Consider the following 16,380-nt stretch of genomic DNA (forward strand, 5'->3'; position numbering starts at 1 on the left):
TTTTGGTTAAAAGCCGTTTTTATAATATTTAAATTTTGCAAACTTAGCTTAAAATTTATGTTTAAGGGCTGCTTTTAAGTTACAGTAGGTAAGTGTAAATCGATTGGAATGATTTGGTTGAAAAAAATAAAAAAGCGCTACTTATTTGCGGTATTAACTGCAGCTATAGGCTTGATTCTAACAGCTTGTACCTATTTTGCGACGGATATTTATTCTAAAAATGATGTAGCTGTAATCACCGATACTAAAATTAAGGATACTTTAGAAGAAAAAAGTACGGATGTCTATGGTAATAAAGATGAAATCAGAAAGCAGGTTCTTCATTTAAAAGTCTTGTCAGGCAAGTTTAAGGGCCAAGCTTATAAAACTACTAATATGTATTACCCCTCGCAATTAGTTACGCAGAAATTTCGCGCGGGTCAGAGAGTGTTGGTCAATGTTAAACATGGTGAACCAGTTATTCAGGATCCCAAACGAGACTGGGTTTTGGTTTTAGCATTGACTGTAATGTCAACGCTGATGGTCGCAGTTGCCGGTAAAAAATCATTTAACTTAATTGCATCAATGATACTCAGCTGGATAATTTTTTATATTGTTATCATGCTGGATATCAAACTTAACGGTTCTTATATTGTCCTGCTGTTTGGTTTGGCTGATATTGTTTTTTCATTCTTTAGTTTATTGGTTGTTCAAGGCTTTAACCGTAAAATGCTGGCAACGTGGTTGGCGACGATTCTAGGTACTTTTGTTTCTTTTGCATTGTGCTACTTGATTATGCGCCTGACTGGTGAATCGGAGATCAAATACGAAACGGGAGATTATGCTACTCAAGATCCTCGCGGCATCTTTTTAGCACAAACCTTGCTAGGTATTTTAGGGGCTGTAATGGATGAAGCCACTGATATTATTTCCAGTCTTTATGAATTAGTTCAGACTAAAGCAGATTTAACTGCCCAGCAATTGATTAAAAGTGGACGTACTATGGGTCAGGAAATCATGGGGCCTCTGATTAATGTTTTGGTATTAATCTTTATGTCTGAAGAATTGCCAATGACAATTATCTATTTGCGCGATAATAACAGTTTGCGTTCCACCTTTGGTTTTACTCTTTCACTTGGTGTCACGCAGAGTATTATCTCAGCGATTGGTATAGTTTTAACAGTTGTCTTTGCCACTGGCTGCAGCCTGCTGTTTTTAGAAGAAAAAAAGCGAAAAGCGGGGACTGAAGAATGAGTACATTAACGGCCTTACTGATCGTGCTGGCAATCTTAATGACAATTGTAGGTGGAGAAACGGGCATTCGCAGTTTCTTTAGCGTTTTGATCAACACTTTATTACTAATCTTAGTAGCCATCTTGATTTCTTGGGGTATCAACATTCCTCTTTTGATTTTGATTTTTGTTCCTTTAAAATTGGTAACTATTATTTTCTTAGGCACGCATGATTATCAGGTTGCTAAAAATTCATTTTATTCTTCTCTAGTTGTTTGTTTAGCAGCCAGCTTAATCATTCTGGGTTTTGAATGGTTAGCGCAAGCTGCCGGACTTGGACCAGAAGCTGGTGAAATTTTGGTTGGCTTGTCGCAAATGCCGGGATTAAGTTATCCTTTGATTGCAGTAGCAGTTGCTATCTTTTCCACACTTGGCGCAGTGGCAGAAGCTGCTGTATCAATGAGCTCAGGTTTGCTTGAAATCAAAAAGCATAATCCAGCAATTTCGTATGAAGATCTGAGAGCTAGTGGAGCCAAAATCGGTAATGACGTCTTGGGAACAGCAATGAATACCATTTTGTTTGGGATGTTTGGCAGCTTCCTTTCATTATTTTTATGGTATATTCGTTTGAATTACACTTTAGGCGAAGTACTAAATGAAAAAATGTTTGTTAATGAAGCTTTAATTATAATGTATTCTTTAATTGGTGTATTATTAACAGTACCATTAGCAACAACCTTTTTAGCAAAAAACATGGTAAAAGTGGGGGAGAAAAATGAAAGTAAATGATTTAACATTAACTAATTTTAACCAGCGCAAGTTCAACGTGCACACATACACTTTGGGGTCAATTGGCGAGCTGGTAACACCAAAACACCCCCTGGCAATTGTCGTTCCCGGAGGTAGCTTCGATCATTTGTCTCAAAGAGAAAGTGAACCTGTAGCGCTGGCTTTCAATAACTATGGTTTTAACAGTGTGGTTATGGAATATAACCTCGTGCAAGATGAAGGCGATATTTACCCGGATGCAGGGCTGGACGTATTAACTACTGTTAAGTACTTTCGCGATCATGCGCAAGAATATCAGATTGATCCCAACAAAATAGTCACGATTGGCTTTTCCGCGGGCGGACACGTAACTAGTTTTGCCAATAGCATGGCTAATTCTTCAAAGTATCAGAAAGAGTTTGGCTTTAAGAGTGAAGAAGTTTTGCCAAATAAAACTATTTTGGGTTATCCTTTAATTAACTTGACCAAAATTGGCTTTGATATCCCGGCAGATGAGCAGGATAAAGTTCCGCAAGATGAATTTATCAAGGATAGCTCTTTAGGCGTAACCACTAATACGCCAGCAACATTTATTTTTCATGCCTGGGATGACCCCGTAGTTCTTGTCACCAATACGTTTGAGTATGCAGCAGCTTTACATGATAATAAAGTTCCGTGTGAAGTTCATATTTTCAATCGTGGTGGTCACGGTTTTTCTTTAGCACGAAAAGATATGGTAGTTAAAGGCAGGGAATGGCAAGAAAATCCGCACGCTGCCCATTGGTTTGAACTGGCACAGGAATGGTTAACAAGTGAATGGCAATAAAAGGGAGTACAGATTCTGTACTTCTTTTTGTTCGGATTTAGAAGTTTTAATTATAAAATTATAATAATACTCATATTAGAAATAAAAAATTTAAATTATTTTAAGCAAAGGCCTTGCATTTATTTCCAGAGGGTATATAATACCGGTATTTAAATCGAAAGAAAGGACATGATTTTTTGAAGCTAACGAAGATAAAAATTTTAACGGCAGTTAATGGCTTACTAACTCTAAGCAGTCTAATCATGTTATTCTTTGGATTATGCAATCAAGTTAATGAGTCAAAGAATCTGCTAGAAGAAGAACAAGCAATTTCGCTGAACAATAATAATATGATTATTTTGGCGGCTGTAGTTGCTTTGATGGTCTTCGGCTATGCATTCTTTGCTACTTGGTTAAAAGGTGAACCCGCAAAAGTTCATTTATTAAGACACAGAGCATAAGATGATTAGAAAAACTGAGCTGTACTTCAATGGTTGAGGTACAGCTCAATTTTTTTGCCTAAAATAACTTAGATTATCTTTTTTAATTGCCTTGCTATATAGAGTTGCTTGTTTAACTAAACATATTTATGATGGGCATAAGTAACAAAAAGCCAGTAATAAAGGAAGGTATTATTGATAATGTGTACAATAAAAGATGAAGTTTATGATCCGTTTTTACCTACTTTACTAATTTCTCTGCATGAGGAGTATGTAAAAGAAATTTTAACGGGACAAAAAATAATTGAGTACCGTAAGAGTTTTTTTAAGGACAGTTTTCAAGCCTTTGTTTATACTACAGGCAATAATGGCGGGATACAACTTTTTATTAAGTGTGCACCTTTGATTCGCAGTAATGCTGCTACATTAGCCCAGATAGGGCAAGAAATTCAAAAAGATGATTATGCAGAAATTTACGACTATTTTATGCCTAAAAATGATGGCTGCATTATTCCTATTTTAAAATCATGTGCTCTTAAAAAGATTTCACTCAAGCAGTTAAGAGCCGTTTTGCCTGAAATTGTTGTCCCGCAAAAATATTTGTTTTTAGATCGACCTGATAAAAAAGACTTGCTCGATTTTTTATTAAAGCAGGAATATGATAACTTATTCATTAATAAATGGGATGAACGGTATGCAAAAATTAGGCAAATAGTTGAAGAAAATAAAAAATGATGGTTATTTTTAGCTAACGTTTTGGTATACTAATGCACAATTGCAATTAATTATTTATAATGAACATAAATTTATGAACATAAATAGTGTTTAGAAAGTTCAATTAGTGTTCAAAAAAGGATAACATATGAAGGCAATAGAGCATTTATATAGATTTTTGGAAGAAGATAAAGATGAAAAGCTAACTACTTCTCAGATTGCTGCTAAATTTGGTTTAAGTAGAAGTGTTGTAAGTGGATACTTAGCTCAACTTTATAAAAAACAATTAGTAGAAAAATACGGCACTCGGCCTGTTTATTGGAGAATTAGGGAAAAGCCTACTGCCTTTAGTCAAATTATTGGTTATAATGGCAGTTTAAAAAAGGCGATTGGCGCACTTAAACAAGCTATATTATATCCACCAAATGGCTTGCCAATACTGATTACTGGATCAAGTGGAACGGGAAAGAGCCTGTTAGCTAAAAAAACTTATCAAGAAGCAGTAAAGCTTGGAAAAGTCAATGACAAAGGCAAGTTTGTCACTTTGAATACTGCAGATTATGCTAATAATCCTGAGTTGCTGTCGTCTGTTTTATTTGGTTACAAAAAGGGAGCTTTTACAGGGGCTGAAGAAGATAAATTAGGTCTTTTGGACGAAGCCAATAATGGCTACTTATTTTTAGATGAAGTACACCGTTTGTCAAAGTCAGATCAAGAAAAACTATTTTCTCTTTTTGATCATGGTACGTTTTATCCTCTAGGTGAAGTAAATCAACCTCATAAGGTAAATATCAAGTTAATATTTGCTACAACTGAAAATCTGGACAAATATTTACTAAAAACATTTTTGCGTAGAATACCGTTACATATTGTCTTACCTGATTTTATCGATCGTCCGGTTATAGAAAGAATTGCAATTACTATTCAATGTTTTAAACATGAAGCAATAGAAACTCAACGTAAATTCTTAATACCTGATGAACTGATAATAAATTTAGCTAGTCAAAGTTTTCCAGGAAATATTGGCTCGTTAGAAAACAAAATAAAGCTTATTTGTTCACAAGGATATACTACGTCTCCTAAAAAGGAGACTATTCCGATAGAATATCCATCTTCTCATAATTATCTGGTTCCAATTGATAGTGAATTTAATGTTACTGAATTGTCACAAATGACTAAACATCTGCAAGATAGTCTACAGAGTATTCAAAACGAACTGATAGAAGCAATTTCTAAAAGTTCTCCCATCAGTGACTGTAAGTTAATAATATTACGTGCACTTCGTTCTCTTTCACGTCCCATAAGTACTAATGTAAAAGAATCAATCGGAAAAAATATTAGCAAAATTATTAAAACAACTCTTACCAACAAATATGGTTTAAAACTTAATTTAACTCAAAATGAATTTAAAGCTTTAATTTTTGCATTTAACTTAGCCAGTGTCCAAGAGCAAAATTTAAAACATACAAGTGAACTAAAGAAACTTTTAGAGCAGAAGTATCCACGGTCATTTTATGTTTATCAACAGCTGTTAGCTAAAATAAATCCTAAAATTGTAGATAGTTATTACCTTTGGTTTATATTGTTATTTGCCGATTTAATAGAAAAAGTAGAAGCCATTAATTATACTTGCATACTGCTGGCACACGGTGAGTCAACGGCTACAAGTATTCAAAAAATTGTTAACAGTCTGGCAGGAAACTATATTTTTGAGGCTTTTGATATGCCAATCGATGCTACTGTTGACAATATTAATAAGTGTGTAAAGGAATATTTGCAAATCCAAAAAGCAAACGATCATGGAATCATTTTATTATTTGATATGGGTTCCTTGAACCAGATGTTTGTTAAAATAAAACATTCTTCTAATAAGAAATTATTAGTAATTAATAATTTAACTACAGCTTCTGCACTTGATGTTGCTATTAGGGTGCAAAGAGGAGAAACATTTAAAGAAATCACGGCAAAGGCGAAAAACTATGGTAACTATATGGGAGTCCAATATTTTGAAGGACTTTCAGATAAAGACAATATTATAGTTTCATGTTTATCGGGTGCCGGTATGTCACAAGCAATTAAAGATATTATAAATAAAACCCTGTCAACCAATAAGCAAATTATCACGATGGACTATCGAAAATTGCGTGAACTTATTGATAATAATGATAAAAGCTTTTTTAAAAATACCCAATTAATCATCACTACTACAGATTTTAATATCAATTTAGATCTGCCTTTGATTAATATATACAATATACTGGATCAGAAGGGTTTTGCGGAACTAAAAAATTATTTATTAAATTCAGGAGAAAAAAGCAAAAATGTAGATAACTTACTTGAACGATTTTTAAAATTTCTCACAATTCAAGGTATAAAGGAGAGACTGCAGTTTCTCAATCCTAATACTGTCATTAATGAAGTCCAGTCTGTTGTGGCCAAATACCAAACATATTATGGTGTAAAGTTTAGCGGTAAAATTAAGTTAAATTTGTACATGCATCTTTCTTTAATGATTGAAAGGATTTTACTCAGTGAAAGTAAAGAAAAGAGCAATGATATAATTTTTAAAAATGATAAGGAAAAAGAATTCGCTTCTATTTCAAGTACGATATTTAAGCCGATTGAGATGAAATACAATATCAAAATTAATAAATTTGAAATTTCATTAATTTTTGAACTATTAGAAGAATATCTTTAAGGTAAGTAGTGTTTAAGGAATACTTAAGCACTATTTTTGTTTTGCTGATTTAGCAGTAATTCTTAGACTTGGCATTATTTTTGCTAATAGTACATTGAAAAGGAAAGGGGGAAGAAGAATAAACAGGTGAGAAATTATTTATTAGTAAAGCTTTGTTTTATTAGACATTTTCTAAAGAGGAGCACAAGTAAGTGAAAATATATTTATTAAGTCATGGAAAATTGGCGAGTGGGATGAAAAATACAATTGAATTACTAGCAGGAGATCAACCTAATCTGGTTGCTTTTGATTCATACTTGCCGAATGGCCCAGATCTGACAGTGTTTTTACAGAAATTGGCTCAAGAAAAAGAACAGTTTATTGTAGTGACTGACTTACTTGGTGGCAGTGTAAACCGTCTGGCGCTTGAAAAATTAGTTTCAAACAATATTTATTTAATTAGTGGTATGAATACTGCTTTGGTTTTGAGCTTAGTTTTACTTGATGCTAAATGTACTGTTGATCAAATTCAGAAAATAGTAGATACAAGTAAAGATACTGTTCGCCTTCTTTTACCAAGTCAAAATTCTGCCACAAATGAAACTGAAGAAGATTTTTAAAGGAGAAGTAGATAAATGATTTTATTATTACGAGTTGATCACCGTTTGTTACATGGACAGGTAGTTTTTTCCTGGTGTTCTCAATTACAACCAAATTGTATTTTAATTGCAGATGATGAAGTAGTTAAAGATGACTTGCGCAAATCTACTTTACGCTTAGGGAAACCTCAAGGGGTAAAGCTGGTATTCAAAAGTGTAAAGGACGCAATTGAAGCGATCAATTCCGGAAAGACTGACAAATATCGATTACTCATTGTTGTACCAACGATTGAAACTGCTGTGACATTAGCTAAAAAAGTGCCACAAATTACTGCCATCAATTTGGGAGGAACAAAGGCCTTACCAGGAACTCATCCGTTATCAAAAATGGTAAATGTAACAGATCACGATGAGCAAATTCTTAGAGAAATATCTTCAGCGGGTAAGGAGGTTAATATTCAAGCAGTCCCGAGCGATCCTAAGAAGATTTTATTTAAATAGGAGGAGAATGGAATGTTACAAGCATTTTTAATTTTTGTTGTAGCCTTTATCGGCTATTTGGAATGTGGTGTAGGTAATTCAATGATCCAGAGACCAATTGTAATGGGCCCTCTAGTTGGGTTGGTTCTTGGTGATTTACATACTGGATTAATTGTCGGAGCGACTTTAGAGCTTGCTTTTATGGGTAATATCACTATTGGCGCTGCCCTACCACCCGAAATAACAGCTGGGGGAATTTTAGGAACAGCTTTTGCAATTAAAACCGGTTCAGGTGCGGCAGCTGCTTTGGCACTGGCGATTCCAATTGCTACTGTAGCTTTGTTATTAAAAAATTTTTATTATCTAACCGTACGTGTTTTCTTCTTACATAAATCTGATGATTATGCAGCTAAAGGTGATGTAGCTGGCGTTGATAGAATGCATATGATTAGTTTTCTATCGTACGATATCTTAATGTCTCTAATTTTAGCTATTTGCTTTTACGCAGGTAGCGGTGTGGTTAAATCATTTTTGGCAATTATTCCGAAATTTATTATCGACGGAATGAATATTGCTGCAGGCATATTACCGGCTCTTGGCTTTGCACTCTTGGCAAGTATGCTTATTAATAAGAAAGTGGCACCGTATCTATTACTTGGCTTTGTGTTAGCAGCATACCTAAAAGTTCCAGTTTTAGGAGTTGCTTTAATAGGGATAGTTATAGTCGCTTTAAGTATTGTTAATAGAAATACGAATCAACCTGCTTCAATTAATACGGAGGATAATGACGATGACTTCTAATACAAACAAAAAGAAATTAACCAAACACGATATTAATAAGATTTTTTGGAGGTCTTTTACAATTAACGCAGCCTTCAACTATGAACGGCAGATGAGTCAAGGGGTACAATATGCTTTAGGTCCAGCTTTAAAAAAGCTCTATCCGGAAAAAGATCGGTTGGCAGCAGCATTGAAAAGACATGCTGAATTCTTCAATACTACACCAATGCTTGGACCCTTTGTTTTCGGTATTACTGCAGCTATGGAAGAAGAAAATGCAAATGATCCTGATTTTGATGAATCGTCTATTAACTCGGTTAAAGCCTCTCTTATGGGTCCGCTTGCTGGAATAGGAGATTCTGTCTTCTGGGGCACTTTACGTCCACTTGCTGGTGGAATTGCGTGTTCATTAGCATTAACAGGTAATTTGTTTGCACCTATATTGTTCTTACTAATTTTTAATATTCCAAATGTTTTAGTGAGATACTATGGTGTCCATTGGGGATACCAATCAGGCATGAAAGCTCTGAATAAATTTGAAAAAATGGGTATTACTGATAAGGTATTCCAAGGAGCTGCTACTTTAGGATTGCTAGTTATTGGAGCAATGATCGCTTCAATGGTCACGGTGAAAACAGGCTTAACTATTGGTACGGGCAAATCTGCTATCAAATTGATGTCAGTTTTAGATGGAATAATGCCCGATATGCTGGGAGCTGTTGCAACAGGTATTGTTTACTGGGCAATTAAAAAAGGCCATAAAGTAAATACTATTCTGCTTTGGATTATTTTAATCAGCGTGGTAGCGGCATTCTTTGGTATTTTACAAGCATAAGAGGCTTAACATGACAGTTCTAAATGATTTTTTGCAATATAGTCAAAATAAACATTTTCGTATTATCAACGCTCAAATATATCAAAATGACCAGTTAGTTGCTGAAAAAAGGGCAGTAGATCCAATTACGCGTTTGAATGTCTATTCTGTTTCGAAGAGCATAACTTCTATTGGTGTGGGGCTTGCTTGTCAGGAAAACTTACTGAAATTAACAGATCCAATTTATCAATTTTTTCCGCAGATAAACTTCTCATTACTCGATCCCAAAATTAAAAAAGTTACAATACGTGATTTATTAACAATGACTGCCGGCCTAAAAGATCCTTTGTTTTTTGCAGATGATCCGGAACGCTATCTGGTAAAAGACTGGATTCGGTACTATTTTACTCATGCAGAATTTGTACATGAACCGGGTAAAAACTTTTTATATTCTACTTTTAATAGCTACATTCTTAGTTGTATTGTTGAAGCTGCTAGTGGAGCTACTCTGGTCAATTATTTAAAGCCACGCTTTTTTGAACCAATAGGTATAGGCAATCCGGACTGGTTGAGTTGTCCAATGGGGCATTCAATGGGAGCACATTCTCTGATGCTCACAATTGATGAAATGTCAAAAATAGGATTGTTCTTATTGCATAAAGGAAAGTGGCAAGGGAAACAAATACTTAATTCACGGTATTTGGAAGCTGCTACAAGTAATCAGGTTACAGATGCTAAAGGTAGAACTCACTTTGGCTATGGTTATCAATATTGGATTAATCCTGATCATCAATCTTTTCGAGCTGATGGCAAATTAGGTCAATTCATTATTGTTTTGCCCCAAAATCAATTAGTTGTTAGCATTCAATCTCTTGAGCAAAAAAAGCTATTTCCTGAGGTCTGGGAGCATTTAATCCAACCGTTGGTTAAAGATTAATTTGACAATTTTTTAATAACGTCTTATTGTTAGCAAAAGCTATCTAATAGGCGTTTTTTGTTGGTATTATGAGTTGGAGAAAGTGTGTTTTTAAATGATTAAAATGCTAAGAATTGACGAGCGTTTAATTCATGGACAAGTGGCAATGGTTTGGTCTAAAGCCTTGGGTATAAAGAGGATTTTGGTAGCCAACGACAAAGCAGCTGATAATTATCTGCAAACAATATCTATGAAACTGGCTGTACCATCCAATATTAGATTTGATCTACAGAATATGGCTAAATCAATTAAGTTTCTTGACAGTCCAAAATCTGAATCTCAAGTAATAATGGTAGTTGTAGAAAATTTTAGAGATGCACTGAGCATTGCTCAAAATGTACCAAAAATTGATGTGATTAATATCGGTAATTATGGTCTTTTATCGGTAAATAAGCATAATCAAAAGCAAAAACAGTTGGATACCTGTGTCAAAGTAGATGATATAGACCTTGAATATATCAAGCAGATAATGAAATTGCCTTTTCAGTTTGTTTCGCAGTTAACCCCCAACTCATCCAAAAAAGATATCAAAAAAATGAAAATAGATTAATGTGGTAAATGACCTAAGCTATTAAATAATTTCAAATAAAAACGCAACCTAACAATTAGTTAGGCTGCGTTTCTTAATGGGATATTTGTATTAAAGAGGAATCTTCTAATACCAGTGATGTGTTAGCCAGAAATTCTTGGCATTAACCCATGAACCATAACGACCGTAAACATATCTGTCAGCGGTTCTTTCTTGGTTCTTCTTAGAATAATCACCTTTTAGGTAAGCAATGTTTAATTGGTATTTGCCATAACAAACACCATTACGTGCGTAATAATTGCCACCCGATTCACGCATTGCAATCCATCTCTTGGCTGCACGTTCTGCTTTTGACATCTTGGCAGCCTGTACTGTTTGCGTACATGAATTATTATTAGTAGTTTCCAAAGCAGTGACGAAACTAAATGATAGCGCCAGTGCTGTAATTAACTTAAGTATTAAACTTTTACTTTTCTTCAATATATTCAATCCCCACAATTAACTGTATTAATTCTATGGATAATAATACACAGTCAATGTGTCATTGTTGTTACAGAAATAACACGCAACTCTTACAAAATTTTTGAAAAATTTAATAATTCTACTAGTTTTGAAAAATTCATATCGTAATAAAGTCAATTATTACTTACCTGAATGTTTTAATGTTATTTTTATTTATGTCTGTTAAAATTGGTAGTAACTATTATTTTAGGAGGTAAATATGGCTGCTAAACATTTTTATGAAACTTTTCACCCTGAACACTATGATTTATTCATAGACATCAATCGGGAGCAGAAAAGTATTAATGGTACTTCGACAATTACCGGTGAAGCAATTGAGAATACTATTTTAATTAATCAGAAATATATGAAAATTGCTTCAGTAACAAGTGCGGGCAAGGATGTACCGTTTACTGTCAATGACGAAAAAGAAGCAATTGAAATCGAACTGGGTCAGACCGGCAAAGTCACAGTTGAGATTAAGTATTCGGCACCGCTGACTGATTCTATGATGGGAATTTATCCTTCATATTATCAAGTTGATGGTGTGCAAAAACAAATTATCGGTACTCAATTTGAAACTACAGCTGCACGTCAGGCTTTCCCATGTGTTGATGAGCCAGAAGCCAAAGCTACTTTTTCTTTAGCACTTAAGTATGATGAGCATGAAGGTGAAACTACAATTGCCAATATGCCGGAAGTTAAAGTCGAAGACGGCGTGCACTATTTCGAACAAACCGTTAGAATGTCCAGCTACCTGATTGCCTTTGCCTTTGGTGAATTGCAATCAAAGATTACTGAAACCAAAGACGGCGTTCAAGTGGGAGTTTTTGCGACTAAAGCACATCAAGCTAAGGAATTAGACTTTGCTTTGGATATTGCTAAGCGGGCAATCGAATTTTACGAAGAATTTTATCAAACTAAGTATCCACTACCTCATTCTTGGCAATTAGCGCTGCCTGACTTTTCTGCCGGAGCAATGGAAAACTGGGGACTAGTCACATACCGTGAAGTCGCAATTTTGCTTGATCCTGATAATGCAACTCCGTACCAAAAAGCTTATGTGGCAACTGTTATCACTCATGAATTGGCGCACCAATGGTTTGGCGATTTAGTTACTATGAAGTGGTGGGACGATTTGTGGCTCAATGAAAGTTTTGCCAACATGATGGAATATGTTTCAGTTGATGCTTTAGAGCCAAACTGGCATGTTTGGGATAATCTTTACCAAATTTCGGAAGTACCAGCAGCTTTAAAACGTGATGCTACTGATGGTGTCCAATCCGTTCACGTTGATGTGGAACATCCAGCTGATATTGATTCAATTTTTGATAGTGCAATTGTTTACGCTAAAGGTTCAAGGATGCTGGTTATGGTACGGGCACTCTTAGGTGACGATGCTTTGCGTAAGGGACTTAAGTATTACTTTGAACAGCACCAATATGGCAACGCCACCGGTGATGATTTATGGAACGCCCTTTCAACTGCTACTGATTTAGATATTGGCAAGATCATGCATACTTGGCTTGATCAACCGGGTTACCCAGTAGTTTCCGCCAAAGTAAATTCAGCTGGTCACTTGATTTTGAGTCAAAAACAATTCTTCATCGGTGAAGGTAAAGAAGTTGGACGTAAGTGGGCTATTCCATTGAATGCGAACTTTAAGGCACCACAAATTATGTCTGAAAGAGAACTGGATCTAGGAGATTATCAAGAGTTGCGCAGTGCTGCCGGTCACGCTTTACGTGTAAATGTAGGCAATAGTTCGCACTTCATTGTTAATTATGATGAAACCTTAATGAATGATATTATGGCTGAATTTGCCCAGTTGAAGCCGGTAGATCAATTACAATTACTGCAAGACTTAGGCCTTTTAGCAGAAAGTAAACAGATTTCATACGCTGAGATTGTCCCGTTACTGCCAAAATTTGCAGATTCTAAGTCATATATTGTCATTAGTGCGTTATCTTCCAGTGTTCGTTCATTGCGTAAATTTGTTACTCCGAATTCACATGCAGAAAAAGATTTAAAGGCATTCGTTAATAAATTGACCCAAAAGCAAGTCGAGCACCTAGGCTGGCAGGCGCAAGCTTCCGATACAGATGATGACAAGAGAATTCGTCCATTAGAAATAGCTTTGTCATTGTATGCCGATAACTCTGCTGTGATAAAAGATGGTCACCAAATTTTTACTGAACACAAGCAAAACTTAAACGAAATTGATGCTTCAGTTCGACCATATGTTTTAATGAATGAAGTTAAGAATTATAACGAGTCAGGTTTAGTTGACCGTTTAATTAAAGAATATCAAGCTGCCATCGATCCTAACTATAAGGACGATCTTACTGATGCTATTACCAACACCAAGAATCCCGCTGAAATCAAGAAACTTATTGAGAATTTTGAGAATGCTGCAGTTGTTAAGCCTCAAGATTTGCGCTCTTGGTTTGCTAATGTCTTGGCTAATCCAAAAGGCGAACAATTTGCTTGGGACTGGTTACGGGACCAATGGTCATGGCTCGAGAAAACAGTCGGTGGTGATATGGAATTTACCACTTATATTACTGTGGCTTCAAACATTTTCCATACTGAAAAGAGATTGGAAGAATTCAAAGAATTCTTTGAACCAAAGGTTGATCAACCTGGTCTAGGTCGTGAAATCAGAATGGATATTAATAATATTGAGTCCAAGGTTGACTTGATTAATGCTGAAATGGATGCTGTCAATCAAGCTGTTAAGGAAACTTTGTAACTAAAATTGTTTAATTTTTAAATTTGCAAAATCTGTTAACTAAAGCGAGTGTGGGCTTGGCATTAAGTTAACAGATTTTTTGTATAACAAAAAAGACAAGCTTTTAAAATCTTGTCCTTTAATTTGCTTATTAAATTATTTAGTCATATACAATAACCGGCTCGTGTTTACTTACATTGTGCCAGACCTGCTTAATTTCTCTGGGCTTAATATTAACACAGCCGTGTGAGCCACCTCTTAAATAAGCTTTTTTACTCCAGTCACCGCGCCAGCCAGCATCGTGAAAACCGCAACCAGTCAAGGTAAACGGCATCCAGTAACTAACAGGTGAAGCGTATTTGGAGCCATCGTTGTTGCGTCCACGCAGTACCGCATGGCGTTGCTTATAGTGAATATACCAGACTCCTTGAGGCGTACGGTTATTCTTATTACCATCCTTTGTTCCAGTAACAACATCGTTAAGGTGAACAACCATCTTGCCTTTGCGCACAATCCACATTTCCTGCTTTTGCAGAGAAACTACAATATAGTCATCACCTATGCCATGATTATTTAAGCCGTAGCCTAAACCATAAGTGCTGTAGCCAAGACCATAAATATAATTTTTGCCGTCCAGATTTTTAGTTCCATTCAAAAATGCTTGTTCAACAGCTGCTTGTGCTCTTTTGACATGCACGCCCCAGCCATAGCTTTGGTTTTTAACACTAATTTTCTTTCCTGCAACTTTATTGCCTTTTGGAACCGCGAAACTATAGCTTTGATGAATTGTTGAAACATCCTGGTCAATTTTATTAAGCTTTGCCGTTAAGTTTTCGCTGTTAAGAAAAGTGTACTTGCCTTTTCTATAAATTGCCTGGTTAATTAATTTTTGTGCTTTGAGTTTATAAACTTTGCCTGCAACATGGTAATTAACTACGGCGTGACTCATCGTTTGCATTTTTTTGTTAGCGGCATCCAGATCAGTATTGCGGTATTCGTAGCTTTGCTTATTGGGCATAGTTGTATGTTGCTTTTTAAAATAAGCGGCAACTTCCTGCTTCTTAATAGTTTTGCTGCTAGGATCATATTCAAGTGCAACTTTACCATTTTCCAGTGAAACCATATTATTCGCTTTCCGATTGATTTTGGCAGTTGCTTTATTAATTGTTAAGTTTCCAACTTCTACGCCATAAATGTTAACATTAGGGTTAAAATGATTTGTAGCGAATGCTTTAGCCTGCTTTTGCGCTTCGACGTGATTGTTATATAACACCACGCCAAATACAACTGCTAAAATCAGAACTATTCCGATAATAATTAAAAGCAAGTTATTGCGGTTATTGTATTTTTTTAAATTTCTTTTTGATTGCATAGTTCTACCACCGTTGGAATTTTCAAAAAATAATTGCGGTTACAGTTTACCATCTATTGCGGCCCTAGTAAAATGCAAGATATAAGAATGTTTTTGGGAGGGATTGCTCAATGGAAAATGACCCATTAGTGTTTGATGTTAACATAGCTAAAGAAAAGCCTAATTCTTATCGTAAAGTAAAAAATAATTCTGGCTGTCCCTTTTGTGATGTGGCGGGTTTGACCCATATCTTAAAAAAACAGGGCGGGATGATTTGGCTTGATAATAAATACCATACGTTACATGATACAGTTCAGACTGTTTTGATTGAGTCCAATAAGCATCAAGGTGATATTACCACTTATTCGCTTGCGTATAATCGTTCTTTGATGCGTTTTTCATTATCATGCTTTAAGCAGATGAATGATTCACACAAGTACAGATCGGTTTTATGGTATAAAAATTATGGCGAAAATTCTGGTGGCTCTCTTGCACACCCCCACATGCAAATAGTGGGTCTGGAAAAGATGGATGGTTATAAGTACATTCAACCCAATAATTTTGAAGGCATAAGTCTTTTTAATAAAGATGGGGTTGAGGTTAATGTGAGCACGCATCCAATTCAGGGCTACATTGAACTTGATTTTAATCTTCTTGATGAAAACAGTATTGATGAATGGTCCGACTGGATTCAAAGCGGAGCAAAGTATATGCTAAAAGTTTTATCAAAGGGGCGTAATAACTCCTATAACTTGTTTTTCTATCCGCGCTTTGATCGGGGCATTAGTGCTAAATTAATCTTACGTTATACGGCATCACCATATTTTGTCGGTTATAAGCTATCGCAGGTAGACAACCGGGAGAAACTGCTCACTGAAGCCGAAAACTTTAAGCGCTTTTTTGAGTCTGGGTCAGTTTTAGAGAAAGGATTTAAAATATAGCTTTTACTGAATTAATTATTATTAAAACTAATACTTAGCAGAGATAATATTTGCGACAAATAA

16 protein-coding genes are annotated in these 16,380 nt (G+C 35.4%); 14 read left to right on the plus strand and 2 right to left on the minus strand.

The annotated features are described in order from the left end of the window. The first annotated feature begins 108 nt into the window (after positions 1 to 108). From F5ESL0259_RS00940 to F5ESL0259_RS00995, 12 genes are all read left to right on the plus strand, one after another. Complete coding sequence (locus F5ESL0259_RS00940) at positions 109 to 1,233, plus strand: YibE/F family protein (RefSeq protein ID WP_122037177.1); 1,125 nt, start codon at positions 109 to 111, stop codon at positions 1,231 to 1,233. Then, positions 1,230 to 2,000 (plus strand): YibE/F family protein, encoded by a 771-nt coding sequence (locus F5ESL0259_RS00945; protein WP_122037178.1) that lies wholly within the window; start codon positions 1,230 to 1,232, stop codon positions 1,998 to 2,000. The genes F5ESL0259_RS00940 and F5ESL0259_RS00945 overlap by 4 nt, the downstream gene beginning before the upstream one ends. After that, complete coding sequence (locus F5ESL0259_RS00950; RefSeq protein WP_122037179.1) at positions 1,987 to 2,805, plus strand: alpha/beta hydrolase; 819 nt, start codon at positions 1,987 to 1,989, stop codon at positions 2,803 to 2,805. Before F5ESL0259_RS00945 ends, F5ESL0259_RS00950 begins: the two co-directional genes overlap by 14 nt. Before the next feature lie 176 nt (positions 2,806 to 2,981). Then, the gene (locus F5ESL0259_RS00955) at positions 2,982 to 3,245 is read left to right on the plus strand and encodes a hypothetical protein (protein ID WP_122037180.1); all 264 of its coding nucleotides are present in this window, start codon (positions 2,982 to 2,984) and stop codon (positions 3,243 to 3,245) included. 180 nt (positions 3,246 to 3,425) lie between these two features. Continuing rightward, positions 3,426 to 3,959 carry a hypothetical protein gene (locus F5ESL0259_RS00960; RefSeq protein ID WP_122037181.1) on the plus strand — a complete coding sequence of 178 codons (534 nt, stop codon included), beginning with the start codon at positions 3,426 to 3,428 and terminating at the stop codon, positions 3,957 to 3,959. A gap of 127 nt (positions 3,960 to 4,086) precedes the next feature. Then, positions 4,087 to 6,636, plus strand: coding sequence for a sigma 54-interacting transcriptional regulator (locus F5ESL0259_RS00965; RefSeq protein WP_122037182.1), 2,550 nt, complete (start codon positions 4,087 to 4,089; stop codon positions 6,634 to 6,636). A gap of 191 nt (positions 6,637 to 6,827) precedes the next feature. Beyond that, positions 6,828 to 7,235 (plus strand): PTS sugar transporter subunit IIA, encoded by a 408-nt coding sequence (locus tag F5ESL0259_RS00970; protein ID WP_122037183.1) that lies wholly within the window; start codon positions 6,828 to 6,830, stop codon positions 7,233 to 7,235. A gap of 15 nt (positions 7,236 to 7,250) precedes the next feature. Next, complete coding sequence (locus F5ESL0259_RS00975) at positions 7,251 to 7,715, plus strand: PTS sugar transporter subunit IIB (RefSeq protein ID WP_122037184.1); 465 nt, start codon at positions 7,251 to 7,253, stop codon at positions 7,713 to 7,715. Between the two features lie 12 nt (positions 7,716 to 7,727). Next, the gene (locus F5ESL0259_RS00980) at positions 7,728 to 8,495 is read left to right on the plus strand and encodes a PTS sugar transporter subunit IIC (RefSeq protein ID WP_122037185.1); all 768 of its coding nucleotides are present in this window, start codon (positions 7,728 to 7,730) and stop codon (positions 8,493 to 8,495) included. Next, entirely contained in the window at positions 8,485 to 9,309 is an 825-nt protein-coding gene (locus F5ESL0259_RS00985) for a PTS system mannose/fructose/sorbose family transporter subunit IID (protein ID WP_187156878.1), read from the plus strand. Before F5ESL0259_RS00980 ends, F5ESL0259_RS00985 begins: the two co-directional genes overlap by 11 nt. 10 nt (positions 9,310 to 9,319) lie before the next feature. Next, positions 9,320 to 10,225 carry a serine hydrolase gene (locus F5ESL0259_RS00990; RefSeq protein ID WP_122037187.1) on the plus strand — a complete coding sequence of 302 codons (906 nt, stop codon included), beginning with the start codon at positions 9,320 to 9,322 and terminating at the stop codon, positions 10,223 to 10,225. Between the two features lie 94 nt (positions 10,226 to 10,319). Further along, on the plus strand, positions 10,320 to 10,814 hold the full coding sequence (locus F5ESL0259_RS00995; protein WP_122037188.1) for a PTS sugar transporter subunit IIB: 495 nt from the start codon (positions 10,320 to 10,322) through the stop codon (positions 10,812 to 10,814). Positions 10,815 to 10,919: 105 nt separating this feature from the next. Here the strand turns inward: F5ESL0259_RS00995 and F5ESL0259_RS01000 are convergent, their stop codons facing one another. Then, positions 10,920 to 11,276, minus strand: a complete 357-nt coding sequence (locus F5ESL0259_RS01000) for an aggregation promoting factor surface protein (protein WP_122037280.1) — start codon at positions 11,274 to 11,276, stop codon at positions 10,920 to 10,922. Between the two features lie 238 nt (positions 11,277 to 11,514). Here F5ESL0259_RS01000 and F5ESL0259_RS01005 point away from each other — a divergent pair, with 238 nt between their 5' ends. After that, a complete protein-coding gene (locus tag F5ESL0259_RS01005) occupies positions 11,515 to 14,046 on the plus strand; it encodes a M1 family metallopeptidase (protein ID WP_122037189.1) in 2,532 nt (843 codons plus the stop codon). A gap of 139 nt (positions 14,047 to 14,185) precedes the next feature. On the opposite strand, the gene F5ESL0259_RS01010 is transcribed toward F5ESL0259_RS01005, so the two are convergent. Next, positions 14,186 to 15,397, minus strand: coding sequence for a L,D-transpeptidase family protein (locus F5ESL0259_RS01010; RefSeq protein WP_046324183.1), 1,212 nt, complete (start codon positions 15,395 to 15,397; stop codon positions 14,186 to 14,188). A gap of 110 nt (positions 15,398 to 15,507) precedes the next feature. On the opposite strand from F5ESL0259_RS01010, the gene F5ESL0259_RS01015 reads away from it, so the two are divergent. After that, on the plus strand, positions 15,508 to 16,317 hold the full coding sequence (locus F5ESL0259_RS01015) for a DUF4931 domain-containing protein (protein WP_046324184.1): 810 nt from the start codon (positions 15,508 to 15,510) through the stop codon (positions 16,315 to 16,317). Positions 16,318 to 16,380: the final 63 nt, after the last annotated feature.

This window comes from Lactobacillus sp. ESL0259 (genome assembly GCF_003693045.1).
Lineage (GTDB): Bacteria > Bacillota > Bacilli > Lactobacillales > Lactobacillaceae > Lactobacillus > Lactobacillus melliventris.

Excerpts from the sequence above, each read along its gene's own strand:
- F5ESL0259_RS00940 (WP_122037177.1), top strand. The coding sequence starts at position 109 with ATGATTTGGTTGAAAAAAATAAAAAAGCGCTACTTATTTGCGGTATTA.
- F5ESL0259_RS00945 (WP_122037178.1), top strand. The coding sequence starts at position 1,230 with ATGAGTACATTAACGGCCTTACTGATCGTGCTGGCAATCTTAATGACA.
- F5ESL0259_RS00950 (WP_122037179.1), top strand. The coding sequence starts at position 1,987 with ATGAAAGTAAATGATTTAACATTAACTAATTTTAACCAGCGCAAGTTC.
- F5ESL0259_RS00960 (WP_122037181.1), top strand. The coding sequence starts at position 3,426 with ATGTGTACAATAAAAGATGAAGTTTATGATCCGTTTTTACCTACTTTA.
- F5ESL0259_RS00965 (WP_122037182.1), top strand. The coding sequence starts at position 4,087 with ATGAAGGCAATAGAGCATTTATATAGATTTTTGGAAGAAGATAAAGAT.
- F5ESL0259_RS00975 (WP_122037184.1), top strand. The coding sequence starts at position 7,251 with ATGATTTTATTATTACGAGTTGATCACCGTTTGTTACATGGACAGGTA.
- F5ESL0259_RS00980 (WP_122037185.1), top strand. The coding sequence starts at position 7,728 with ATGTTACAAGCATTTTTAATTTTTGTTGTAGCCTTTATCGGCTATTTG.
- F5ESL0259_RS00985 (WP_187156878.1), top strand. The coding sequence starts at position 8,485 with ATGACTTCTAATACAAACAAAAAGAAATTAACCAAACACGATATTAAT.
- F5ESL0259_RS00990 (WP_122037187.1), top strand. The coding sequence starts at position 9,320 with ATGACAGTTCTAAATGATTTTTTGCAATATAGTCAAAATAAACATTTT.
- F5ESL0259_RS00995 (WP_122037188.1), top strand. The coding sequence starts at position 10,320 with ATGATTAAAATGCTAAGAATTGACGAGCGTTTAATTCATGGACAAGTG.
- F5ESL0259_RS01005 (WP_122037189.1), top strand. The coding sequence starts at position 11,515 with ATGGCTGCTAAACATTTTTATGAAACTTTTCACCCTGAACACTATGAT.
- F5ESL0259_RS01010 (WP_046324183.1), bottom strand. The coding sequence starts at position 15,397 with ATGCAATCAAAAAGAAATTTAAAAAAATACAATAACCGCAATAACTTG.
- F5ESL0259_RS01015 (WP_046324184.1), top strand. The coding sequence starts at position 15,508 with ATGGAAAATGACCCATTAGTGTTTGATGTTAACATAGCTAAAGAAAAG.